This window comes from Rhizobium sp. SG_E_25_P2 (assembly GCF_029892285.1).
GTDB lineage: Bacteria > Pseudomonadota > Alphaproteobacteria > Rhizobiales > Rhizobiaceae > Rhizobium_E.
In genome coordinates this window covers 198,968-223,940 of record NZ_JARXVM010000009.1, presented here as the reverse complement: position 1 = coordinate 223,940, position 24,973 = coordinate 198,968, and the positions used below count along the sequence as shown (strand labels likewise).

The following is a 24,973-nucleotide window of genomic DNA, read 5'->3' as shown; positions in this document are numbered from 1 at the left end:
AAACCGAAGGTCCAGTCCGAATTCAGAGACGAGCGCGCCTGCCGCTAGAAGCAACCGCCGCCCCCGTCGATGTCCCGGCTTATACAAACCGACCCTCATATCGTCAATAACAAAATTCTATGACAATGAAGAAAGATGATAAGTGATTGATTTTTATAGTGTATTACGGGAACCCCACAAGAGACGCTCGTTTTGGCGGTGCGAGGCGCAAATTCAGGGGTTATCCCGCACTTGCTGCCCTCTCCTATCAGCCTGTCTTCTCAGGCAGTTGGTCGACGCCTCCCTGAAGTGCCGCGTGCAGCCTATACCTCCGATATCGGTTGCTCCAATGTTGACAGCTGGCAACACAGTCATCGTAACGCAGTAAGACCCCTGCCCTATCCACGTCCGACGAACGGCATCGCGGTCGCCATCACCGTCATGGTCAGCACATTGGCGTTAAGCGGCAAGCCAGCCATATAGACGACGGCGTCCGCGACCAGGGTAGCGTCAATCGTCGGTTCGGCGGCGATGTCGCCATTGGCCTGCAACACGCCCTTGGCGATCGTGGTGGTCATTTCTGTCGAAGCATTGCCGATGTCGATCTGACCGCAGGCGATGTCGAATGCCCGGCCATCGAGCGCTGTCGATTTGGTCAGCCCTGAAATGGCATGTTTGGTGGCGGTATACGGCGCGGAATGCGGCCTCGGCGTGGTCGCGGAGATCGACCCGTTGTTGATGATCCGCCCTCCCCTCGGGGTCTGGGCCTTCATCAGCCGAAAAGCCTGCTGGGTGCAGAGAAAGGCGCCGGTCAGGTTTGCTGCGACCACGGCGCTCCAGGTTTCAAAACTCAGTTCTTCCATCGGCACAGCCGGGGCGCCGATACCGGCATTGTTGACGAGGAGATCGACGCGGCCATGTCTGGCTTCGATCGCCGTAAACAAACTGGCGACCGAACTGGGATCGCCGACATCGGCGATGACAGTCGTGACATCCTGTCCGGTCGCTGCGGTGAGTTCAGCGGCCGCCCTCTCCAGCACATCTCCCCGGCGACCAGATATCACCACGCTCCAGCCGGCTGCCGCCAATCCGCGGGCGATCGCCTTGCCGACGCCAGTGCCGCCGCCGGTGACCAGCGCCACTCCCTGTTGTTTGCTCTCTCTCTCGGTCATGGCGCGCGCCCTTCCCTTTCCTCATCAAGATAAATGCGAATGATGTCGTCGAAATTGGTCTCAGCCCGGAAGCCTAATTTCAAGGCGCGCTCCGTCGAGAAGCCTGTCGGCCATCCCGCCACGATCCGCGCGATGGTCGGATCCGGCTGTCGGTGGATCAGCCTGACAGCTTTGTCTCCCGCGATGCGGCGCAGAGCCTCAATTTCTTCCGCTACTGTGGCCGACAGACCCGGCATGGTGAGGTTTCGTCTCGCGCCCACCATCTCCAGATCCAGGCGAGCCGCATGGATGAAGAAACCGACCGCGGAGTGTGGGCTCGCGAACCAATGGCGGACATCATCTTCAACCGGCAGGACAGCCTCCTCCCCGTTGAGAGGTTCACGGAGAATTCCCGAAAAGAAGCCGGACGCCGCCTTGTTCGGCAGGCCAGGTCGAATGCAGATCGTTGGCAGACGCAAGCCGACGCCATCGAAAATGCCGCGACGGGAATAGTCAGACAGCAGCAGTTCCGCGATCGCCTTTTGCGTTCCGTAGCTCGTCAGCGGGCTCGTCAGGAAGTCATCGCCGATCGCATCAGGAAAGGGCGCGCCGAACACCGCTGTCGATGAGGCGAAGATGAGGCGTGGCCGATAGGGTTCCCCCTGCCCTTCCCGCCTGATCGCCTCGAACAGATTTCGGGTTCCATCCAGATTGACCGCATAGCCCTTTTCGAAATCCGCCTCGGCTTCACCGGACACCACTGCGGCAAGGTGAAAGATCACATCAGGGCGCGAGAGGACGAGCTGTTCGGACACGCCCGTTTCGGCGAGATTGGCCGTGACCATGGTCGACGACACAGCCGGCAGCGCCGTCGGCGCAATCACATCCACCAAAGTGAAATGAGAAATCTCGCCTCCCAGGATCTCGGGATCAGCGACGAGCCTTTCAAGAAGTTTGCGGCCGATCATGCCGGCGGCGCCGATAATCATCACATGCATGCTATTCCTCCCGGGGATGGCGCCTCCACACGCCAAACCCTTTCTCGGAGCTAACACGGCTGTACGAGCAAGGCAAATCTGATGCGCGCGACATTTTCACCCCGCCCGACAGTCCATTGCTTCGGTTCAAACCGTCAACTCAGTTGCCAGCTGTCAACTCCCTTGAAGCATCAATCCTGCGGCGCTTGAACCCGCGCCACCGCACGCCCCACCATACCGGAGCGAACTCGGCTGACCGATCAAGGCATGCTCGCATCTACAGATGTCGTCATACTGTCCGCTTGCCGCATTCTTGAAGGCGTCAAATAAGTTGCCAGCTGTCAACGCTCTTGAGGCGGCGACACCAAAGGGCGACTGAACCTTCGGGCGCCCGCCACGCAGCCAATCACCGCCACGGTGACCGCGAGCATAGCTGGACTAACGGCTTCGCCAAGCAGCAGACCTGCAAGCGCCAATCCAAAGAAGGGCTGCAACAATTGCAACTGCCCGACCGAAGCGACGCCGCCCAAAGCAAGCCCGCGATACCAGAAAATGAAGCCGATCAGCATGCTGAACAGCGACACATAGGCGAGGCCAAACAAGGCCTGACCGCTGACCGATGTCTTCTCACTCGGAAACAACAGGAACGCCGCCGCAAACATGATTGGCAGAGAAAGAACCAGCGCCCAGGAAATCACCTGCCAACCACCAAGCCGGCGCGACAATTGCGCCCCCTCGGCATAACCCAGTCCGCAGACCAAGATCGCGCCGACCATCAGCGCATCGCCGCTGGCAAGCCGCGCATCGCTCTGAATCAACGCGAAGCCGGCGACGCAAGAACTGCCGAGCAGCGAGAATATCCAGAAAGCGGGGCGGGGCCGATCGCCGCCGCGCAACACGCCGAAGACCGCCGTCGCCAGAGGCAATAGCCCGATATAGACGATCGAGTGGGCCGAGGTGATGCTGCGCAGCGCAAGCGCCGTCAACAGCGGAAAGCCGACGATCACCCCACCGGAGATGACGGCCAGCGACATCAGATCGCCCCGTGCTGGACGCTTCTCACGAAAGATGAGCAGCAAACCCAGAGCGAGCACGCCCGCAATCGCCGCTCGCGCCGCCGTGAGAAACAGCGGGTCGAAATCCGCGACCGCCAAGCGGGTGGCGGGCAGCGACCCGCTGAAGATGATCACCCCGATCAGACCGTTCACAAGTCCCGATGTTTCACGCGTCATAAGCCTCTCCTGTTTTCGCGACTTATGGCTGGACCTCGATGGCGAAGCCAGAAACAGTCTGATACAGTTCTGCCAAACTGTGATGGCGCAAGGATCAGTACAGATGGATGAGGCTTCCCCCAAAGCGATACCGCGCGCGGCAATGGCCGCCGACCTTATTCGCCAGCGCATCGCCAATCGCAGCCTCGCAGCCGGCGCAAAGCTGCCGTCGATCCGCAAACTCGCGGGCATGCTCGGCTTTTCGACATCCACGATCGTCGAGGCCTATGACCGGCTTTTGGCGGAGGGCGCGATCACCTCGCGCCCCGGCGCGGGCTTCTTCGTCGCTCGTCACGTGGCGCCGTTTGAACTGGCCGCGGCTGAGCCGCGACTGGACCGCGCCATAGACCCATTCTGGGTGTCGCGGCAATCTCTCGAAAGCGGCGACGACGAACCGAAGCCCGGCTGCGGCTGGCTTCCATCCACCTGGTTGCCGGAAGAGGGGATGCGCAAGGCCTTGCGGCAGGCGTCGCGTGCGCCGGCTGCCGGCTTCATGGCTTACAGCTCGCCGCTCGGATTGCCGGCGCTCAGGACGCTGTTGTCGCGCCGGATGGCGGAGAAGGGGGTGGAGGCTGGCCCCGACCAGATCATGCTGACGGAATCCGGCATCCAGGCGATCGATCTGCTTTGTCGCCTGCTGCTGTCTCCCGGCGATACGGTGATGGTGGACGATCCCTGCTACTTCAATTTTCAGGCTCTGTTGAGAGCGCATCGCGCCCGCATCGTCAGCGTGCCCTACACGCCGCATGGGCCGGATCTCGAGCTATTCGCCAAGATCACTACTGAGAACCGCCCGCGAATCTATCTCACCAATTCCGCGCTCCATAATCCCACCGGCGCAGTCCTCTCTTCGGTGACGGCGCACCGGGTGTTGAAACAGGCGGAACTGCATGACCTCGTCATCATTGAGGACGATATTTTCGCGGATTTCGAGGAACGGCCAGCTCCGAGGCTCGCGGCGTTCGACGGGCTGGAGCGGGTCATCCAGATCGGCAGTTTCTCGAAAACGCTCTCGGCCTCGGCGCGGTGCGGCTATATCGCCGCCAAGCGGGATTGGATCGACGCGCTGATCGATATCAAGATCGCCACCTCCTTCGGGGGAGGGCGCCTGTCGGCCGATCTCACTTATGCCGTCCTCAGCGACGGCGGCTACCGAAAACACCTCGAGACGTTGCGCGCGCGCCTATCGCAGGCGCGGCTGTCAACCACGAAGAGTCTGCGCAAGCTCGGGATCGAACCATGGATCGAACCGGACGCGGGCATGTTTTTATGGTGTCGACTGCCGGACGAGCTGGACGCGGCGGATGTGGCGCGCGCCGGGCTCACACACAATCTTGTTCTCGCCCCCGGCAACGCCTTCAGTCATGCGCAAACGGCAACGGGTTTCATGCGCTTCAACGTCGCGCAGATGAGCGATGATCTGGTGTTCGAGCGGCTCAAGCAGGCGATGTCACAGGCCGCGCGTCAGGGCGCAGGCGGCTGAGCTGGAGCGATGAAGGCGTAATAAGCCCAGACGACCACGAAAAATGCCGCCACACCCGCGCCGATCAACGCCTTTTTCTGCCATTCCGGGCGAGGGCCCTTCGGCGCATCCGGTTTTTTCCGCGGTTGGAACTTGATCACATTGGTCACGGACAGCCTCGTCTCGTCTAACCGCCCGCGAAGGCAGCCTCACAGCCTATGGTTTGGCGCGTCGCGCCGCCAAACTCTCTTCCTGTGTTTCCTAAACAAGGCCTGCCCGGCATGCAAGCGGGGGCTCGTTCATATGACCGGGCCCCATGCTGAGAACGCTATTTCTTCAGCGAGGCGACATAGGCTCTCCAGCCGCCGAGATCGGTGACTTCCCGCGCCCCTTGAACAGCGAAGGGTTCGCAGAGAAAACCCGAAACCTGGCTGCCGTCATCCAACGTGACCTTACCGATGCCGAGCGGGGAGGGGATATTCGCCACGAAGCGACCAAAGGCGTCATAGGGGATCGACCAGACCTCGACATCGAGCCCGGCGCCGGAAAAGCCGGGCTCACGGATGAGACCGGGCTTCGGTGGCGTGGTGTTGGGCAGGACATAGAGGCGATAATCGCCTGCGGTCTTGCAGGCCTTGATCAGCCGCCCCCCAGGACCGGTCAATTCATGATTGAGCGGCATGCCCGTGAGATGCGCGCCGACCACGACGATCTGGGCCCAGGTCGAGGGCGAGGACGGGACCTTGCTCGCCTCGGGCAGCGCTGCCTGACGGTCCTTGCCCATGCCGGCTCCGAGCGCGCGATGCATGGCGTCGGCGAAGGGCGCGAGCGCGTCGTCGGAGAAGCCGGGACCGAACAAAGTGACGCCCGCCGGCAGGTGACCCTTCGTGTCGAAGCCGGCCGGAACGGCGATCGCGGCATAGCCGAACAGATTGGCGAAATTGGTGTAGCGGCCGAAATGGCTGTTCTTGACGATCGGATCGGCCTGCAAGTCTTCCACTGTGTAGGTGGTCGGCGAGGTTGGCAGCATGAGAATGTCGAGCTTCTCCCATTCCGCCTTGGTTTTCTGGCCGAGGGCGCCGAGCTTGTAGAGGCCTTCGAAAGCGTCGACCGCGCTATAGGCTTTCGCGCCTTCGATGATCTTGCGAACGGTCGGATCGACATCATCGGCGTTTGAGCCGAGGAAATCCTTGACCGCCGCCAGCCGCTCAGCCACCCAGGGACCGTTGTAAAGCAGTTCCGCCGCCTGCCGGAACGGCGCGTAGTCGAAGGGCACGATCGTCGCGCCGAGGCTTTTCGCCCTCTCGATAGCGGTGTCGTACAAGGCTTCAACCTCGGAATTGCCGAAGAATTCGCGTTCAGCGCCGTCGAGAACGCCGATCCGAAGCCCGGAAGAGGGCAGGGCGGTCGGTTCAGCCTTTCGCGAGAACGGATCCTGCGCGTCATATCCGTCCATGACCTTGCGAACGGACGTCGCGTCGCCGACGGTCGCAGCAAAGACGGTGACGACATCGACGCTGCGGCAGGCCGGCACCACGCCGACATTCGGCACGAGGCCGGGCGTTGGCTTGACCCCCACCAGATTGTTGAAGGCGGCGGGAACGCGGCCCGAACCCGCCGTGTCGGTGCCGAGCGAAAAGCTCGCCAATCCCGAGGCGACGGCAACGGCCGAGCCCGAGGACGAGCCGCCGGAAACGTAAGCGCTGTCGAACACCGATCGTGGCGCGCCATAGGGCGAGCGCGTGCCGTTGAGGCCCGTGGCGAACTGGTCGAGATTGGTTTTGCCGATCACCAGAGCGCCAGCTGCCTTAAGACGCGCCACGACGGTGGCGTCCTCTTCAGGCTGGTAAGCAAAAGCGGGGCAGGCGGCCGTGGTCGGAAAACCTGAAACGTCGATATTGTCCTTCACCGCAAACGGAATGCCCCAGAGCGGCAGGCTGTTCGGCTCCGGCGCCCGCGCCAGAAGCGCTTTTGCCGCGGCGCGCAGGTCCTCCGGCGAAACTGGGGTGATGAAAACAGCGGGATCTTCGGACGCTTGCATGCGCGAAATCACCTCTTCGACCAGGTCGAGAAGCGGCAGGCCGTTTGCATAAACAGCTTTGAGCGATGCGATGTCGAGAATTTGTGGGAGCATCATTTGTCCTCCAGAACCACCAGCACATCGCCGGCCTTGACGTTTCGCCCAGGCCCGGCCCGCAATTCGCGCACGACGCCGGCGGCATGAGCAGTGATGTTGATTTCCATTTTCATCGATTCGATGATGGCGAGGGTATCGCCTGGCGCCACGCGCTGTCCCTCGTCGACCAGCACTTTCCAGACATTGCCGGGCACGGCGCTTTCAACGCCGAAACATCCCTCGGGAATATCGCCAGCCAGTCCGCCTGCGGCCCCTTCGTCGGAGACGAAGCTGTCCAGTCCCTCGTCCTTCCAACGCTGACGTTCGGCTTCGAAGGCGGATTGCTGCCGGGCCTTGAAGGCGCCGATGCTGGCGGAATTCTCCGTGAGCATTTTCTCGTAGGCGGCGTAGGAGAATTCGCCCTCTTCGATCCGGATCGGATAGCCGCCATGCGGGAAGGCGGCGCGCGCTTCCGTCAGTTCGTCATGACTTACCGGGAAGAAGCGGATTTGATCGAAGAAATCGAGCAGCCAGGGCTTGTCTTTGTGGAAGACAGGCGTCTGTCGCCAGGTGTTCCAGACCTGAATCGTCCGACCGAACAGTTGATAGCCGCCCGGTCCCTCCATGCCATAGATGCACATATAGGCGCCGCCGATGCCCACGGCATTCTCCGGCGTCCAGGTGCGAGCCGGATTGTATTTGGTGGTAACCAGCCGGTGCCTGGGATCGACGGGTGTTGCGACCGGGGCGCCGAGATAGACATCGCCGAGACCGAGCACCAGATAAGAGGCGTCGAAAATCGTGTCCTTCACCGCCTGCTCGTCCGCCAAGCCATTGATTCGCCTGATGAACTCGATGTTCGATGGGCACCAGGGCGCGTTCGGCCGCACGAGTTCCTGATATTTCCGCATGGCCAGTTCGGCATCCGGATCGTTCCAGGACAAAGGCAGATACACCGTGCGGCTCGGAACCTTGACCTCGGTCACTGGCGGCAGGCTTTGTTCGATCTCCGCCAATAGTCCCAAGAGACGCGACCGCGACAGAGTCAGACTGTCGTAGTGGATCTGCAGCGACCGAATTCCCGGCGTCAGATCGATCAGTCCGGGCAGTTTCGCCGCCTTTACCGCCTCCATCAACAGATGGACACGTAATCGCAAGGCGATATCAAGCTGCATGGGGCCGTATTCGACCAGCAGATTGTCGTCGCCTTGGCGGCGATAGACGACTGGAACGGGGCCAGTATCGTGTGTGGCGAGGATTGGGGAGCCGGCGAGGGCGCGCCAAGCGGCGCCCCCCTCTGGTCTGCCGACCATATCCCCCTCAAGGGGGGAGATTGGATGGCGGCGCCGGCTTCCCCCACTCTCAACCGCAGTATTCTCAAGGCCAGTTGCCGGGCGATGGTCGCGCTTTTCTGCAATCTCCCCCCTTGAGGGGGAGATATCCGGCAGGACAGAGGGGGGGATCGCAGATGCTGATCCCTCGTCCCCCTCCCGCGCCACCGGATGAAAGCGGATCGTATCGCCGGGTTTGAACTGGCCCATCTTCCATTGCTCGTCGCGCGCGATCACCGCCGAGCAGACGAAGCCGCCGAGGCTTGGACCATCGGGACCGAGAATGATCGGCATGTCGCCGGTGAAGTCGATCGCGCCGATCGCATAAGCGTTGTCGTGCAGGTTGGAGGGATGCAGCCCCGCTTCGCCGCCATCGGCGCGCGCCCATTTCGGCGCAGGGCCGATCAGGCGGACGCCGGTGCGGGCGGAATTGAAATGCACCTCGTAATCCGTCGAAAACAACGTCTCGATGTCCTCATCGAGAAAGAAATCCGGCGCGCCATGCGGTCCATAGAGCACGCCTACGCTCCAGTTGCGGGCGAGATCCGCAGGCTCGGCCGCGGGCCTGGCGCCGGATTGGGTAGCCCGCGCCAGCCGCAGCACATGGCCGGCGCGAAGCGTGCCGGTGGCGTTGCCGCCGAATTGACCCAACCCGAAGGTCGCACGGGATCCGAGAACGACAGGCGCATCAAAACCGCCGGCGACCGCCAGATAGGCGCGTTGTCCCGCTCCCTTGATCGCGCCGACAGCCAGCGTCTGGCCCGCGCGCGCCATGATCGCGCTGTTGTGTGCAACAGGCTCTCCGTCGAGAGTCATCGGCATGTCCGCGCCGGCAAGGGCGAAGACGACATCGGCGCAGAATTTCAGCACAGGACCCGACACCGTCAGTTCCAGCGCCGCCGTCTCATCACCATTGCCGACGAGGCGGTTCGCGTGGCGGAAAGAGCGTTCATCCATCGGCCCGCTCGGGGGAACGCCGACATGCCAGAGACCGAGACGACCGGGAAGCTCCTGCAGGCTGGATTGTGCGCCCGGCGCCACCACTTCGATGACATCGGGCGTGAACTCAAAATCCTTAAGCGCGGTGGTCGCGACGTCGCCAGACTTAAACAGATCCGAGGCAGTGATCGCCTTGAGATACTCAAGATTGGTCTCGATGCCGGAGATGGCCGACTGCGAAAGCGCTTCTTCGAGGGCGCGGATCGCCAACTCCCGCGTTTCCGCGGATACGATCACCTTGGCGAGCATGGGATCGTAGAAAGGCGTCACCTCGGTGCCGGTTTCCACCCATCCATCGACCCTGACGCCTTCGGGAAACACCACCTCCGTCAGTAATCCGGCGCTCGGACGAAAGCCCGCATGCGGCATTTCCGCATAGACCCGCGCCTCGATCGCGGCGCCTTTCGGCGTAAGCGTCTCTTTACCCGTCAGCACATCTTCTCCGGCGGCCTGGCGGATCATCCATTCGACCAGATCGATGCCGAACACGGCTTCGGTGACAGGATGTTCGACCTGCAGCCGAGTATTCACTTCGAGAAAATAGAACTCTTCGCGGGCGGGATCGTAAATGAACTCGACAGTTCCCGCCGAGGTGTATTTGGCCGATTTGCCGAGCGCGACCGCCGCGGCATGCAGGCGCTCACGCACGGCAGCGCTCAGCCCAGGCGCGGGCGTCTCCTCGATCACCTTCTGATTCCGGCGCTGCAGCGAGCAATCTCGTTCGCCGAGCGCGATGACGCGTCCCGCGCCATCGCCGAAGATCTGCACCTCGACATGCCGGGCTTTGGAGACAAAACGTTCGAGATAGACGCGGGCGTCGCCGAAACTCGCTTTCGCGGTGCGTTGCACGCTGTCGAAAGAGGCTTTCAGGCTTTCCGCGTCATGGCAGAGCTGCATGCCGATGCCGCCGCCGCCGGCGGTGGATTTCAGCATCACCGGATAGCCGATCTTGAGAGCAGCTGTCAGCGCATCCTCGCCGGTTTCGATGAGCCCGGTGCCCGGCAGCAGCGGCACGCCGCTGTCCCGCGCCAGTTCGCGGGCTGTATGCTTCAGTCCAAAGGCGGCGATATTGTCCGGCGTCGGACCGATAAAGGCGATGCTTTCCGCCTTCAAACGTTCGGCAAAGCCGATATTCTCGGACAAGAAGCCGTAGCCCGGATGCACGGCCTCCGCGCCGGTCTGCTTGCAGGCCGCAACGACTGCATCGACATTCAGATAGCTCTCGGAGGCGGGAGCAGGGCCCAACCGCACGGCTTCATCCGCCATCAGCACCGCTTTCGAGAAGCGGTCCGCGTCGGAATAGACGGCGACGGAGGCGATGCCCAGGCGCTTCAGCGTCCGGATGATGCGGACGGCGATTTCGCCGCGATTGGCGATCAGGACTTTCTTGAACATCAGCCGGCCTCGCCATCCCAGACCAGCACGCGGATCGGCGTGGGATCAAACCCGTTGCAGGGATTGTTGATCTGCGGGCAATTGGAGATCACCAGCAGCACATCCATCTCGGCCTGCATCTCGACATAATCGCCGGGCGAGGAAATGCCGTCGACGATGGTCATCTCGCCGCTTGGGGAAATCGGCACATTCATGAAGAAATTGATGTTGGGCGGCACATCGCGCTTGCCCATGCCGTATTTCGCCACTTCGAGCACGAAATTGTCGCGGCAAGCATGCAGATATTTGGCGCCGTGACCGAAACGCACCGTGTTGCTCTCGCAGGAGCAGGCACCGGCCGAGGTGTCGTGACGCCCGCAGCTGTCTGCCGTCATGGTCAGCATCACCTTACCTTCGTTTGAGATGATCTTGGTGCCGGTGGTCACATAGGCCGCACCCTGTTCCCGCATCGTATCCTGGTTCGAATAGCGCTCGGAATAGTCTTCCGCATTGTAAAACAGCGTGTCGATCGCTTGCTGGCCGAAGCTGTCTTCAATACGCAGAACCTGACCCTTGCGAACAATGGTGGAAAACGGCGCTTCAGCGGGGATGTAATGATCCTGCACGGCGGTTTCGGGCATGCGGTCAGGGGAGGTGACGATAAACTTGCTCATATCAGGACCTCCTCAGATCACAGCCAATGCGTTGTTTTCGAAGCCGCGCACGGCTTCTGCGGTGGCGGTGCGGCAGAGATCGTCCGCAGCCGGTTCGGATGCCGCTATGCGCGTGATCGTCACCGGATTGGGCGCATAGACAGGGCTCGGATCGAGCGGATGCGGGCAATTGGAAAAGCCGACCAGCATGTCCATTTCGGCGCGAAGATCGATATAATCGCCGTCTTCCACCAGTTCCGGCTTCCAGACGAAGCGACCATCGTCATCGACTCGAACCGGCGCAAACAGCGCGAGTGCTGCGGGAATGTCGCGGCGGTCGAGACCGAGCTTCGTGGTCAGCTTGACGAGATTGTCACGCGTGTTGCGGATATCGGCGCCGTTTGCGCCGGCATATTTCCGCGCATTGGACGACGCGGTCGATCCGCCCATCAGGCAATCATGCGCTGCGCAGGAATCCTCGGTGATCGAAAACATCACCGTGCCCATATCCGAGAGAATGACGCGGCCTTTGCCGAGCCCCGTGGTCCATTGAACCTTCACGGTATCCGGCAGGTTCAGCCTCTCGCTCGGCTCGTCGGCCTTCCAGGCGACAAGCGTCACGGTCGAAAAGCCGTGATCGAGGCTCACGCGCAGGATCTCGTTTTTGCGGACCCGGGTCGCCCAATACCAGCCACCGGGAACGGTTTCCCGGTGCAGAACCTGATCGGCGGCAAGCTCAGGGGCCGGTTTGGCGCTCTTTCCGGGCAGGGCCTTGGGAGCAAATTCAAGCCCCTTGCGCTGATGCTCTTCATAGCGGGCGCGATTGGCGGCGATTTCTTCGGGCGAACGTCGGATATGCACCGTTCTTCTCCTTCAAATGTATCCGGGTCGTCCCGGCTAGAGACCTTTGGGCGCCGGGCCGTCCCGGTCTGGTCGGATGAGAGAGGCCTGGCCGGCGCGGCGCGGCGGCCAGATGGGAATGTCGCGGGTGATCGTCGCGCCGTAGCGCAGTTTTTCCTCCGGACGGTCGCGCGAACGCTCAAACGCGACGACGCGACTGGCGAGCGTGAAGGCTTCGCGCATGTCATGCGTGACCATGACCACCGTCATCGGGTTCTCGTGCCAGAGACGCTTCATCAGTACATGGATATCGGCGCGAATGCCGGGATCGAGCGCCCCGAATGGTTCGTCGAGGAGAAGCACTTTCGGCTTCATCAGCAGCGCCTGCGCCAGCGCCAATCGCTGCTGCATGCCGCCAGACAGCTGCGCCGGATATTTGTCCTCCGAGCGAGACAGTCCAACTTGCGCCAGCATTTCCCGCGCATCTTCAAGCGCCGCCTTGCGTTCGGCGCCAAACAGACGGGCAAGACGAGGGGAGCGGGTCAATTCCCGGCCAAGCAGCACATTGCCGAGCACGGTCAGATGCGGAAACACCGAATAACGCTGAAACACCACGCCGCGATCGGGTCCGGGTTCAGGCGGCAGGGGCGCGCCATCGATCAGGATTTGACCGCGCGTCGGCCGCTCCTGACCGAGCAGCATGCGCAGAAAGGTAGTCTTGCCGCAGCCGGAGGGACCGACGAGAGCCACGAAAGCGCGGTCTTCGATATCGATCGACACGCTTTCGAGCACGATCTGGTCGCCATATTCCTTCCAGACATTGTCGATTTTCAGCGCGCTCATGCCTGCTTCTCCAGTTCTGACCAGGGAAAGAGGCGGATGCGCAGCCGATCCAGCAGCCAGTCGGCGGCGACTGCGAGCAGCGTGATCCAGACGACATAGGGAAAGATCACGTCCATCGCGAGGTAGCGACGAACGAGGAAGATCCGGTAGCCGAGACCGGAATCGGCGGAAATCGCTTCGGCAGCGATCAGAAACAGCCAGGCCGGGCCGAGTTGCAGCCGAAGCGTGGTGATCAGGCGCGGCAAGATCTGCGGCAGCACCACACGCAGCCCGATCTGCCAGGACGAGCCGCCCAGCGTTTCAGCCTTGATGATCTGCTCGCGCGGCAGGTTGACAGCTGTCAAAGCGAGGTCGCGGATCATGATCGGCGCAACGCCGATGACGATCAGCGCGATCTTCGACGTCTCGCCAAGGCCCGCGATGATGAACAAAATCGGCAGCAAAGCCAAGGGCGGAGCCATCGACACCGTGGCCACGAAAGGCGACAGTGCCGAACGCATATAGGGCAGCATGCCGATCAACATGCCCAGGATAAGAGCGATCAGCGTGGCGATCCCGAGGCCCGAAACCAGTCGGATCAGGCTTGCCATTGTGTCGACCCAAAGCAGATAATCCCCGGTGCGGACATCCGCCGTAAACGCGAAACGATCGATCGCGGTGGCGAAACCTGTAAGTCCTGGCAGCAGCTTGTCATTGGGGTTTTCGGCGAGACGGGCCGCCGAACCGATCGCATAGGCGATGAGGACCAGCACGAAAGGCGCAAGCATCAGGGCCAGTCGCGCGCCTTTGCTGGGATGAGTGTTGATCCACCGCATCATGGGCTCCGATCGAACAGGGAAATACGGCGGGCTCGACGGCCCGCCGATGACGGGTGATCAGAGAGTTCCCTTTTCCGCCGCATCCATGAAGGTGTTGGTGAAGCGGAACTTGATGTTGCCCTTGTCGCCGAGCACGGAGCCGTCGGGCATTTCAATGCCGATGACGTCGGCGGACGGCGCGCCGCTGCCGAGCAGACCCTTTTCGAACAGGAAGTTCCGCACCAGATTCATCGTCTTCGGCAGATCGGGCGAAGCGGTGAACGCCACGGCGTCTGCGGGCTTGTCGAACAGTTTGGTCGCCGCCATCTGCGCCTCGAAGCCCTTGAGATCCGTGCCCGACGCCTTACCCATTTCCTCGCGCGCGGCTTTGCCTTCGGCGCTATCGGCAGTCATGACCGTCATCGTGTCATACCAGATGCCGACCAACGCCTTGCCGAAATCGGGATTGTCCTTCAGCACATCGGAATTGGCGACCATGAGATCCATGATCTCGCCGGGGATTTTGGAGCTGTCGAACACCGATTTGGCGGTCGGATCTTCGAGAATTGAAGCGACCAGTGGGTTCCAGGTCACGACAGCGGTCACATCCGCCGTCTTATAGGCCGCAACCATGTCGGCGTCCGACGTGTTGACGACCTTCACATCGCGTTCGGAGGAGCCGATGCTTTCGAGACCGCGCGCCAGAAGATAATGCGACACCGAGAATTCCACCAGATTGACATTCTGGCCCTTGATGTCCTCGAGCTTGTCCTTCCCCTTCAGAATGATCGCGTCATTGCCGTTGGAAAAGTCGCCGACGATCACGGCGGTCGTGTCGACGCCGCCGGCGGCGGGGATCGACAGGCCGTCCATATTGGTCAGCGTCACCGCATCAAAAGCGCCGGCGGTGTATTGATTCATTGATTCGACATAGTCGTTGAACTGGGTGACTTCGATCTTGATGCCGTATTTGTCCGCCCATTTCTGGACGATTCCATGATCCTTGGCGTAGCCCCAGGGCATCCAGCCGACATAGATCGACCAGGCGACCTTGAAGTCCTTCTTCGGCTCGGCCATCGCGCCGCTCAAACCGCCCCAGGTGATGAGAGCAGTCGCTGCGGCGGTTGCGAGTATTTTGCTGATTGTCTTCACGTGCATTCCCCTTCTTGTCTTGAAAGGGATCGGCATAGACCAACGCCGCCAATCCCTTGGCTAACGAGGTCTCCCGGGCTTTTGTCCCGCCGTGCACCCGGCGGGATGTCTCCCCCGCCGGTGGCTGCTCTCGGACCAGTCGCGCATTCTGCGCCGGAACCCTAGCGGCCAACTCATGTCTAACGATGCAAGCAGCGGGCCAGTTCAAAAGGCCCGCCAAAAGTCTGTCTTTATCGCCGCGCTTGGTCTTGTCCCGCGCCCACTTGCCTATGTCTTAGGCATTGAAGGCGCAAATGGCAGGCGTTTGCCTTGCTCAGCCCTGCGCCGTCTTCGCCTCACGCCCGAAGGTGGCGGCGGCTTCATCGGCATAACCCGGCATCTGGATCTCCCCGCGCGCAAGCCGCTCCTTGAGATAGGCGAAGGCCTTGATGGTCTGGGCATAGAGATGTTCGCCCGCCAGCAAAGCCGGACGCGGCGTCTCGCCCGCACGCACGAAACGGGGCAGGGGCTTCACCTCGGCGTGATAATCCAGGTTGAAAAACAGCGGAAACGAATAGCGCTCTTCTTTGACCTTGCGGACGCGATGCGAGGTGGCGACGAATTCGCCATTGGTCATCAGTTCCAGCATGTCGCCGATATTGACGGTATAGGCTCCGTCCAGAGGAGGCGAATCGATCCATTGGCCGGCTCCGTTCATCACCTCCAGGCCCGGCGCGGTCGATCGCAGCAAGGTGAAGCATTCGAAATCGGTATGGGCGCCGAAGCCCATGCGATCTTCGGCCTCCTCATTGAACGGATAGTGGATGAGACGCAGCTGGCTCGGCGGCTTGACGAGAAACCCGTCGAACACATCAGCCGGTTCGCCAAGCGCCATGGCGAAGCCGCGCATCAGCACCCGCCCAAAGGCGAATGTCGCATCGTAATAGTCCTTCACCGCCTCTGAAAAACCGGGGAAATCGGGCCATTGATTGGGTCCGAGCATGGGGTTCCCGGCGAGATAGTCCGGATCATCGGGCAGGTCGATGGAGAGATCGAAGGCTTCCTTCTTGTCTTTCGGGCCGGAGCCGAATCCCTCCTCGCCTTCCGGCACATAGCCACGATGATTGCGCGACTTGCCGATATAGGAGGCCATCTTGGTCTCCATCGGCTGCGCGAAAAAGCCTTTGGCGGCGGCGAGAACCCCGTCATAGAGATGCTGGGGAACATTGTGGCCGGTGACATAGAGAAAGCCCACATCGCGAGCCGCCGCGCCGAGCTCTTCGGCCACCTTGGCCTGACGCGCGGGATCGTCGCTAAAGAGACCGGATACGTCGACAACGGGAACGGCGTCGAATTCTGTCGGACTGCGCATGCGTGTTTCCTTTCTAGACGGAAGTTCCGGCGTTTGCCGATGAAAAGAGGGCGAAATCTGCGGGCGAAGCTTCTTCGGCGACGATCCGCCAACGAGACTCCGAGGCTGCCGCTCCGAATGCGAGCCTGTCCCGGACACGCTGCGGCGCAAGGTCTTGCCCTTCGCGGAAAGGCAGGCTGGATGCGGTGATGATCCAGGCCTCGCCCCGGATCTCGCCGATCGAGATGTCGCAATCGAGCAGCGGCCGGATGCTTTCAGCGCTCGCCGTCGTCAAAAGTTCTGCGAGCGTGTTATCCGAAGGAAGAGCCGAAGACCGATCGATCGCCACAGCGAACACATCGCCTGTTCGCACGAGAAAGCCGGCGCGTCCTCGCTCATCTTCGAATCTGACCGCGGCGGCAGGCGCCGGATCTTTTCCGTCCCGCGCCCAATATTCGACATAGGGGGCGTCGCGGCCGATCTCGATGGCGTGATCGCCATGGCCATGCAGCGCGCCGACATCGGGAGGAGGGGAGGCGGATTGAAAATCGAAGATGCGACGCCAGTGGTGATGCGTCCCGTCGAAATCGAACTGACCGGCAAAGCCTTCCTGACAGGCAAGCCAGGCCAGATGCTCCGACGTGCAGGCGTCCAGGCTATCCACACCGTCGAAATCCGGCCGTCCCGCCGGCTGCCGGAGATCGACGAAGAAAGACGGCCCCTGCACCCATGTGACAGCGGTGCGATCGTCCCGGCTGCCATCCGGCCAGGCGATCCAGCGCCGCCGCCACACGCCCGCCCATTCATCGATCGCCGCCATTGTCCGCTCCGAATTTGACCATCGTCATGATGGCCAGAGCGTGACCTTCCGCCTAGGCGGAATTCACTGATGGGGGCATAGACGCAGCCTATGCCACGGCAGGGGTCAGCGCACTCTGGATCAGACCGAGCAGGGCTTGCGCATCGGCGCTGACCTTGCCGCGGCGCACCGCCACATGAACGTCGTAGGACAACAGGCAATCACGCGGCAAAAGCGGCCAGAGCTTGCCTTCGACCTCCGATCGCTCGGCCACAGCAGTAGGCAAAAAACCGACCCCGATGCCGAGCTCCAGCAAACGTCGGGTCTCATATAGTGTCTCGGCGATCGCCAACACCGGCGATCCCAATCCATGCGCGCGCCGATAGGCCAGCAATTCCTCCGGCTCGTCGTCGCCGGTCAGCACAAAACCCTCGCCTGCATAGTCGTATGGTTCTCGGGGCGGCGTTCCGAACAGTGGATGGCCCGACCCGCAATAGAGTTGCTGGATTTCGCGCGTCAGCGGCGTATAGGCAAGGCTTGGAGAAGCCGCGCCGTCGCAGGTGACGCCGATATCCGCCTCGCCCTTTTCGAGCGCCGCCACGACAGCCCGCCAAGGCGCCACTTCGAGCCGGACCGCAGCGCCGGGACGGTTACGATGAAAGGCGGCGGTGGCCTGGTCGAGTTCGGGCGACACCAGATCCGAGATCATCAGCAACCGTACAGGAGGGCGATCGCGTCCCGCCGCCAGCGCAACATCATGCGGCATTCGCCGCACCTGGGAGAGCATGGTTTCACAGAGTTGATACAGCGCCCGTCCGGCCTCCGTCGGCTGAACGCCTTGGGCGCTGCGTTCGCACAAAGCCGTTCCGAACTGCTCTTCCAAACGCTTCAGCGAGGCGCTGACGCTGGGCTGCTGGCGGTTCAACGATCTCGCCGCCGCCGAAACGCCGCCGGTCCTGATGATCTCGTGAAACACGAAGAACAGGTTCCAATCTACAATCCGCGGGAAACGCGCGTCGTCCATCCGGTTCACCTGTCGATGCTTGTTCCTGTCCATCTCGACGCAGAGACGCAAACCGCGCGCCAGATCGCCAAGCCTTACATAACTCTCCGCTTCAGCCCTGAATTTTCCGCAAAGCCGCCGCGATTCGCGGACAATTCCGGCTCAACACCGCCACCTTCCCCGTCTCTTCTCAGGAAAAACAACGAAGGGACAACAGCCATGCACATCGCACTCGTCAACGCTCCGCATCCATCGATCGGCAGCCGAATTCCGGATGATCATCTGCCGCCGCTCGGCCTGCTCTCCATCGGCGGACCGCTGATCGATGCCGGCCATGATGTCAGACTGGTGGATGGCGATCTCAAAAACCTGACGGTCGACGCTCTCGTCGCCGAAACGCTCCGGCATGAGCCGGACGCGGTCCTGTTCGGTCATTCCGGCTCCACCTCCGGACATCCAGTCATCCGGCTCGCCGCGCAGCGGATCGTGGCGCTGAGACCCGAGATCACCATCGTCTATGGCGGCGTCTTCCCGACCTATCACTGGCGGGAAATCCTCACCGAAGAGCCCTATGTCTCGGCCATCGTGCGCGGCGAGGGCGAGGAGACGGCGCCGAAGCTGATCGCAGCGTTGGCCGAGGGCGCCGATCTCTCTGCGATTCCCGGCATCGCCTTTCGCGCAGGCGATCGTATCGTCTCCACGCGTCCCTCGGCGGCCATCGCCGATCTCGACGCCCACCGAATCGGCTGGGAATTGATCGACCATGCCGATTACAGCTATTGGGGCGGCAAACGCGCCGTGGTGGTGCAGTTTTCCCGCGGTTGCCCGCATTTGTGCAATTATTGCGGCCAGCGTGGCTTTTGGACCCGCTGGCGGCATCGCGACCCCGTCCTCTTCGCCAAGGAGATCGCCCGCCTGCATCGCGAGGAGGGCGTCGAAGTGTTCAACTTCGCCGACGAAAACCCGACCTCGTCGCGCAAGGCCTGGCAGTCCTTTCTTGAGGCGCTGATCGCGGAGAATGTGAAGGTGCTGCTGGTCGGATCCACCCGCGCCGACGATATCGTCCGCGACGCCGATATCCTGCATCTCTACAAGAAGGCCGGGGTCATCCGCTGGCTGCTCGGCATGGAGAACATCGACGAATCGACGCTTGATCTCATCAAGAAGGGTGGCTCCACGGCGAAGGACCGAAGGGCGATCGAACTGCTCCGGGCGCATGGGATCATTTCCATGGCCACCTGGGTTGCAGGCTTCAAGCAGGAACGCAACGCCGATCTCTGGCGGCTGTTCCGGGTGCTCTTGGCTTACGATCCGGACCAGATCCAGGCGCTCTATGTGACGCCGCATCGCTGGACGCCCTATTTCCGCATCGCCGCCGACCGCAAGGTGATCCAGCTCGATCAGCGCCGCTGGGACTACAAGCATCAGGTGCTGGAAGCCGGCCTTCCCTCCTGGCGGCTGACACTGTGGATGAAGACGATCGAAGTGATGATGCAGGCGCGGCCCAAGGCGCTCGCGCGCATCCTGTTTCACCCGGATAAAGATGTCCGCCATGCCATGCGCTGGTACACCAGGATGGGCCGGCGCGTGTGGTTCTTCGAATGGAAGAATTATCTGTTCCGCGACAAGCGCATCAAGGATGGTCCGCGGCTCGACGCCTTCTGGGGCGAGCCGCAGGATGCGGAAGAGGAATCCATGCTCCCGCCGCCGCGACCGGAGCGCGCCGCCCGGGAGCGACGCGCCGCAGCGGGTTGATTATTCTTCCTCGGCGACCGGCGCCTGGTCGCGCTGGCTGATGATCTCGCGCTTGCCGACATGGTTGGCGGCGCCCACCAGACCTTCCTTCTCCATCCGCTCCACCAGCGAGGCGGCGCGGTTATAGCCGATGCCGAGACGGCGCTGGATATAGGAGGTCGAGCATTTCTTGTCGCGCAACACCACCTTGACGGCCTTGTCGTAGAGATCGCCGTCATCGCCGCCCATATCGGTCTTGTCGAACACGGCCTGGTCCTGCTCGGCCTCGCCGTCATCCTCTTCGTCCGTCGTGACGGTGTCGAGATAATCGGGCTTGCCCTGGCATTTCAGGTGCGACACGACCTTCTCGACTTCCTCGTCGGAGACGAAGGGACCGTGCACGCGAACGATGCGGCCGCCGCCGGCCATATGCAGCATGTCGCCCTGACCGAGCAACTGTTCAGCGCCCTGTTCGCCGAGAATGGTGCGGCTGTCGATCTTCGACGTCACCTGGAAGGAGATGCGGGTCGGAAAGTTGGCCTTGATCGTGCCGGTGATCACGTCGACCGAGGGTCGCTGCGTCGCCATGATCAGATGGATGCCGGCGGCGCGAGCCATCTGGGCGAGGCGCTGGATCGCGCCTTCAATCTCCTTGCCGGCGACCATCATCAGGTCGGCCATTTCATCGACGATCACCACGATATAGGGCATGGGCGACAGGTCCATGTCGCGCGTCTCGTGGATCGCCTCGCCAGTGCCTTTCTCGAAGCCTGTTTGCACCGTGTGCGACACGGTCTCGCCGGTGGCGCGAGCCTGGGCGGCGCGGGCGTTGTAGCCGTCGATATTGCGCACGCCGAGGCGCGACATCTTCCTGTAACGCTCCTCCATCTCGCGCACCGCCCATTTCAGCGCCAGAACGGCCTTCTTGGGATCGGTCACGACAGGGGTGAGGAGATGCGGGATGCCGTCATAAACCGACAATTCCAGCATCTTGGGATCGACCATGATCAGGCGGCATTCTTCCGGCTTGAGCCGATAGATGAGCGACAGGATCATCGTGTTGATGGCGACCGATTTGCCAGAACCGGTGGTGCCGGCGACCAAAAGATGCGGCATCTTGGCGAGTTCGGCGATGACTGGCTCGCCGCCTATGGTCTTGCCGAGGCAAAGCGGCAGCTTAAAGCCGGTCTTGGAGAAATCCTGGCTATCGATCAGCTCGGAGAAATAGACCGTTTCACGCGTAGCGTTCGGCAGTTCGATGCCGATGACATTGCGGCCGGGCACCACGGCGACGCGGGCCGAGAGCGCCGACATCGAGCGGGCGATATCATCAGCCAAACCGATGACGCGCGAGGATTTGACCCCAGGAGCGGGTTCGAATTCATAGAGCGTGACCACAGGGCCGGGGCGGACATGGATGATCTCGCCGCGAATGCCGAAATCTTCCAGCACGCTTTCCAGAAGCCCGGCATTGCGCTCGAGCTGCTCCTGCGACATCACGAAACCCTGCTGTTCCGGCGGATCCTGCAGCAATTCGCGCGGCGGGAACTCGTAGGACCCATCGGCGGCGCGGCTGAAGCCGATCGCCTCGATCGAGAAGGGCATGGCGACCGGAATGCCGCCGGAAGGACGCACCGGACTCAGCGCCTTTTGCGGCATAGCCGGGCGCTGCGGGGCTGGCGGCTCGATCATATCCTCGACGATCACGGGAGCGGGGACGATGGCGACAGGAGCCGGAGAAATTGCCTGCGCAGCTACGATCGGCGCTTGGACAGGGCTAGGCGCAACAGCAGACGCAGCCGAACGCGCACCGCGCGCCCAGGGGAAGGCCATCTTGGGAACAGCCTCAGCGGCCGGAGCCTCGACCGGCTTCAGAGCAAGGCCGGAAGCGGCGAGCGGATCGACGGCGGCCTGCAGCGCAGACAAAGCGACGCTCGCCGGCGCGCCATTTGCCGGCCGCATCGACAGAGCCGGCTGCATCGGTGCAACCCGCACTTCCGGCGCGGTAGCCTGCTGGGCGGCTGGCTCGATCCTGAGCGGCTGGCGCTGAACTGGCGCGTGAACAGGTTTGGCGATCGGCCGGAGTTCGGCATAAATCACCGGCGGCGGCGCGAGCGTGTCCTCTTCCTGCTCCAACGCTTCCCAGAATGCGAAATCGGAAAGATGCGACATCGCCGTCAGCGGGCCGGATGCGAAGACTGGGGACGGCGCCGACTGAGCGGGCTCGACAGGCGTAATCTTGAGCGGCGTCGCGGTCGGGCGGATCTCGATCTTGGGCTCGGCGCCATAAGTCGGCGCATCCATACGCCCGGTCAGCAGCATGGCGGTCTGGAATTCAGCGTCTCCGCTCTGTTCGGCGGAGGTCAGTTTGATGGTGGGCGCCACGGGAGCGCGCAGGACCGGCGCCGGTTTTGGAGCGGGAGCGGGTGTGGGAACGACAGGAGCATCAATCGCTTGCGCCGCAGCCTGGGCTTGCCGCTCAGCCGCAGCAGCGCGGGCGGCGCGGATCTGCGGCGCGAGCAGGGGCGGGCGCGACGGCTGCGCGGCAGGCGCAGGCGTCTTGGCCACGACAGGAGGCGCCGGCTGAATCTCAGTCTGAACCGGTTCAGGCAGCACGCGCGGTGCGGCGGGCGCAACTACGCCGCCGGCGGAAGATTCGATCGCCTTGGCGGCTTCGGCGTCGAGCGAACCGGCATCGGCGGTCAGGAACACGCGCTCGGGCGTGCGGGTGAAGCGGACATTGGGGGCCAGGAAGAAATGATTCTCCCAGTCGGTCGCCCCCTCGCTCTGCCGCATCTTGCTGGCCATTTCGCGAAGTTTCTCAAGACTGCCGGCGCCGGAGGTGGAAGATTGCAGGCCGTCCGGCGCGGCTCCCTGCTCAAGATCAGCGATTTGGGCAGGGGTAAGATTGGTTCTCGGCAGACGCATGAACTTCGATCACTCATTGAAGGAATTTGAACACCATCATTGATAAGAAATGAAGGTTAAAATTCCATTTCGGAGGCCGGCCCCAAACGTCCCGGCACGGGACGCCAGGAAATCTGGGACCCCTTGGAAATCCCGGTGGCGGAGGATCACCCAAGAAACGAAAATCACTTTAAATACATGAATTCGTTTAATTATTTCTTGGAACAGCAAATATGCGTCAGATGAAAAAGAATCCTGGAGGCGTTCACCGCAGGTTTTGCCCCAGCGCCCTGTCTCGGAGTGTAATGGTTAACGCACAAACGTGGAAAGGGCGGTCTTTTCAAGGGCGATCAGCCGTGCAATCGGTCCATGTTGCTCGGCGACCCTGGTTTTCAGCACAGCGAGGGGTTGCGGCTCGTCCTTCACGAATTCAATGAACATCATATTGAGGTTGTTGAACAGGACTTCGCCAACCGCCCGGGCCGAAACGGATGGGCGGACGAGACGGCGCGCCTGCAGCGTCTCGATCAACCGCACCATCTGTGCAGAAAGGCGCTGATCGAGTTCGGTATAGGCTTTGGACAGCGGCGTATCGGGCTGCTGGATGGAGATCGCCATCGCCGCGCGCCACATTTCCTTGGAGAGATAGTAGAGCGAATGGTCGTAATACTGGTCGACCAGGCGATGCACCGCCTCTTCCACATCGAGAGGAGGATCGGCGACGATGGCCTCTCCGGCGTCCAGCACCTCCGTCACCTCCATATTGACGGTGGCCATGAGGATATCGCCTTTGTTTTCGTAATAATTATAGAGCGTGCCGACAGAGACGTCGGCCAGCTCGGCGATATGCTCCATACGGGCGTGGTCAAACCCCTGTTCACGAAACAGCTGCGTCGCCGCTTCGAGGATCCGCCGCTCTTTGTCGGCTTTCTTCCTCGCCCTCAGACTGGTCATCCTTCCTCCCCGCGCCGTTTTCTGAACCGGTTCATTTTCTATGTTGACTTAAAAAATGAATTCGTTCAATTTTTTTCTCAAGGCGCCGGAACGAGCGCCAAACTGATCGAAATCATTCGCTCAACCAGAGGGAAAATCATGAGAAGAACATTCACGGGCGCCCGCGCCCGCCGCCTTTTGTTGTCTACCACAGTCGTCGCTCTCGGCCTGTCCACGTCGGCCCGGGCGCAGGAAGAACTCAATGCGCTGGTCTGGTGCGACCATACCGATCCGGCGCTGATCGAGCCGTTCGAAAAGGCCAATGACGTCAAGGTCAATCTCAAGGAATATGAAGGCACCGGCGCGGGCCTTTCTATCGTCGAACAATCACAGCCCGGCGATTGGGACGTGTTCGTGGTCGACGGCGTCGATGTTCCGCGCGTGGCGGGGCAGGGCCTGCTCGCCGAATTGCCGCAGGACAAGCTGCCGCTCGGCGACATCTTCCCCGAAGTCCGCATGGACGAGAACAATGGCAAGGACGGCAAGATCTACGCCGTCACCGAAAAATTCGGCTACAACACCATTTCCTACGACAAGACCAAGGTCGACCCGGCCGACATGGAGGATCTCTCCAAACTCTGGTCGGAGAAATACAAGGGCCGCATCGCGGTCTATGATTACTACCTGCCCCTGATCGGCATCACCGCCATCGAAATGGGCAAGAAGACCGCCGGCCTCACCGAAGCCGATCTGCCAGCGATCAAGGATCGGCTGATCGCGCTCAAGAAAAACGCCCGCCAGGTCTCCGACGTCGTCTCCTCGCAGACCGCGCTGGTGTCGGGCGAAGTCGACATCATCCTCGGCGGCGGCGAATGGGTGACGGCTGGCCTGACGGCGGAAAAGCCCAATCTCGACTGGACCGTTCCCAAGCAGGGCGCAGTGCGCTGGTCGCAGTCAATCGGCGTCTTCAAGGATTCGACCAAGCAGGATCTGGCGCTGAAATTCGTGCAGTATATCCTGAGCCCAGAGGGTCAGGCGCGGCTCGCCACCTCGTCCTGCTATTGGGCGATGCCGGCCAACCAGAAGGCCGGCGCGATTCTCAACGACCAGCAGAAATCCGCGCTGCGCTGGGACAAGCAGGCCGGCTATCTCAAGAACAGCCAGCTCTATCCGGTCGTCGACGCCGATCTCGACGGCAAGATGCAGGATATCTGGACGGAAATGCTGCAGAACTGACGTTTCGGCGTTTTCCTTCATCGTTCGCGCCGGTTCCGGCGCGGACGATCGATCCCTGTGCGAACGCCTCCCAAAGAGTGACATCC

At 61.9% G+C, this 24,973-nt stretch carries 18 protein-coding genes, 2 pseudogenes and 1 riboswitch; of the genes and pseudogenes, 3 read left to right on the top strand and 17 right to left on the bottom strand.

From position 1 onward, the window contains the following. Window positions 1–377: 377 nt before the first annotated feature. The 3 genes from M2360_RS14630 to M2360_RS14620 all read right to left on the bottom strand — a co-directional run bounded on the left by M2360_RS14630 (window position 378) and on the right by M2360_RS14620 (window position 3,339). Window positions 378–1,151 carry an SDR family oxidoreductase gene (locus tag M2360_RS14630; protein ID WP_280775947.1) on the bottom strand — a complete coding sequence of 258 codons (774 nt, stop codon included), beginning with the start codon at window positions 1,149–1,151 and terminating at the stop codon, window positions 378–380. Further along, window positions 1,148–2,128: a D-erythronate dehydrogenase gene (gene denD / locus M2360_RS14625; protein WP_280775946.1), complete on the bottom strand. Its 981-nt coding sequence runs from the start codon at window positions 2,126–2,128 to the stop codon at window positions 1,148–1,150. The genes M2360_RS14630 and denD overlap by 4 nt, the downstream gene beginning before the upstream one ends. Before the next feature lie 320 nt (window positions 2,129–2,448). After that, the gene (locus M2360_RS14620; RefSeq protein WP_280775944.1) at window positions 2,449–3,339 is read right to left on the bottom strand and encodes a DMT family transporter; all 891 of its coding nucleotides are present in this window, start codon (window positions 3,337–3,339) and stop codon (window positions 2,449–2,451) included. A gap of 103 nt (window positions 3,340–3,442) precedes the next feature. Between M2360_RS14620 and M2360_RS14615 the strand changes: the two genes are divergently transcribed. Then, entirely contained in the window at window positions 3,443–4,861 is a 1,419-nt protein-coding gene (locus M2360_RS14615; protein ID WP_280775943.1) for a PLP-dependent aminotransferase family protein, read from the top strand. Here M2360_RS14615 and M2360_RS14610 read toward each other — a convergent pair. The 12 genes and pseudogenes from M2360_RS14610 to M2360_RS14560 form a co-directional block, all read right to left on the bottom strand. Continuing rightward, window positions 4,843–5,010, bottom strand: coding sequence for a hypothetical protein (locus M2360_RS14610; RefSeq protein ID WP_280775942.1), 168 nt, complete (start codon window positions 5,008–5,010; stop codon window positions 4,843–4,845). The genes M2360_RS14615 and M2360_RS14610 overlap by 19 nt on opposite strands. A 158-nt stretch (window positions 5,011–5,168) precedes the next feature. After that, window positions 5,169–6,974 carry an allophanate hydrolase gene (atzF, locus tag M2360_RS14605; RefSeq protein WP_280775962.1) on the bottom strand — a complete coding sequence of 602 codons (1,806 nt, stop codon included), beginning with the start codon at window positions 6,972–6,974 and terminating at the stop codon, window positions 5,169–5,171. Next, window positions 6,974–8,224: pseudogene (locus M2360_RS26790) on the bottom strand (carboxyltransferase domain-containing protein); the annotation flags it as partial. The gene atzF and the pseudogene M2360_RS26790, both read right to left, overlap by 1 nt. A 222-nt stretch (window positions 8,225–8,446) precedes the next feature. After that, window positions 8,447–10,681, bottom strand: a pseudogene (locus tag M2360_RS26785) (5-oxoprolinase/urea amidolyase family protein); the annotation flags it as partial. Beyond that, a complete protein-coding gene (locus M2360_RS14595; protein WP_280775940.1) occupies window positions 10,681–11,334 on the bottom strand; it encodes an urea amidolyase associated protein UAAP2 in 654 nt (217 codons plus the stop codon). The gene M2360_RS14595 and the pseudogene M2360_RS26785, both read right to left, overlap by 1 nt. A 12-nt stretch (window positions 11,335–11,346) precedes the next feature. Then, window positions 11,347–12,174 carry an urea amidolyase associated protein UAAP1 gene (locus tag M2360_RS14590; RefSeq protein WP_280775939.1) on the bottom strand — a complete coding sequence of 276 codons (828 nt, stop codon included), beginning with the start codon at window positions 12,172–12,174 and terminating at the stop codon, window positions 11,347–11,349. A 36-nt stretch (window positions 12,175–12,210) separates the two neighbouring features. Continuing rightward, complete coding sequence (locus M2360_RS14585; RefSeq protein WP_280775938.1) at window positions 12,211–12,996, bottom strand: ABC transporter ATP-binding protein; 786 nt, start codon at window positions 12,994–12,996, stop codon at window positions 12,211–12,213. Continuing rightward, window positions 12,993–13,811 (bottom strand): ABC transporter permease subunit, encoded by an 819-nt coding sequence (locus tag M2360_RS14580; protein ID WP_280775936.1) that lies wholly within the window; start codon window positions 13,809–13,811, stop codon window positions 12,993–12,995. The genes M2360_RS14585 and M2360_RS14580 overlap by 4 nt, the downstream gene beginning before the upstream one ends. A gap of 60 nt (window positions 13,812–13,871) precedes the next feature. Continuing rightward, complete coding sequence (locus M2360_RS14575) at window positions 13,872–14,945, bottom strand: putative urea ABC transporter substrate-binding protein (protein WP_280775935.1); 1,074 nt, start codon at window positions 14,943–14,945, stop codon at window positions 13,872–13,874. A gap of 68 nt (window positions 14,946–15,013) precedes the next feature. Beyond that, window positions 15,014–15,121, bottom strand: a riboswitch (guanidine-I (ykkC/yxkD leader). A 137-nt stretch (window positions 15,122–15,258) separates the two neighbouring features. After that, window positions 15,259–16,296, bottom strand: coding sequence for a 2-oxoglutarate and iron-dependent oxygenase domain-containing protein (locus M2360_RS14570; RefSeq protein WP_280775933.1), 1,038 nt, complete (start codon window positions 16,294–16,296; stop codon window positions 15,259–15,261). 13 nt (window positions 16,297–16,309) lie between these two features. Continuing rightward, the gene (locus M2360_RS14565) at window positions 16,310–17,095 is read right to left on the bottom strand and encodes a hypothetical protein (RefSeq protein ID WP_280775932.1); all 786 of its coding nucleotides are present in this window, start codon (window positions 17,093–17,095) and stop codon (window positions 16,310–16,312) included. Window positions 17,096–17,183: 88 nt separating this feature from the next. Further along, complete coding sequence (locus M2360_RS14560; RefSeq protein WP_280775931.1) at window positions 17,184–18,098, bottom strand: LysR family transcriptional regulator; 915 nt, start codon at window positions 18,096–18,098, stop codon at window positions 17,184–17,186. A gap of 198 nt (window positions 18,099–18,296) precedes the next feature. On the opposite strand from M2360_RS14560, the gene bchE reads away from it, so the two are divergent. Further along, window positions 18,297–19,832, top strand: coding sequence for a magnesium-protoporphyrin IX monomethyl ester anaerobic oxidative cyclase (gene bchE / locus M2360_RS14555; protein WP_280775930.1), 1,536 nt, complete (start codon window positions 18,297–18,299; stop codon window positions 19,830–19,832). On the opposite strand, the gene M2360_RS14550 is transcribed toward bchE, so the two are convergent. After that, window positions 19,833–22,739, bottom strand: coding sequence for a DNA translocase FtsK (locus M2360_RS14550; RefSeq protein ID WP_280775929.1), 2,907 nt, complete (start codon window positions 22,737–22,739; stop codon window positions 19,833–19,835). 288 nt (window positions 22,740–23,027) lie between these two features. Then, complete coding sequence (locus tag M2360_RS14545) at window positions 23,028–23,672, bottom strand: TetR/AcrR family transcriptional regulator (RefSeq protein WP_280775928.1); 645 nt, start codon at window positions 23,670–23,672, stop codon at window positions 23,028–23,030. A 138-nt stretch (window positions 23,673–23,810) separates the two neighbouring features. Between M2360_RS14545 and M2360_RS14540 the strand changes: the two genes are divergently transcribed. Then, window positions 23,811–24,887, top strand: coding sequence for an extracellular solute-binding protein (locus M2360_RS14540; RefSeq protein WP_280775927.1), 1,077 nt, complete (start codon window positions 23,811–23,813; stop codon window positions 24,885–24,887). Window positions 24,888–24,973 lie beyond the last annotated feature (86 nt).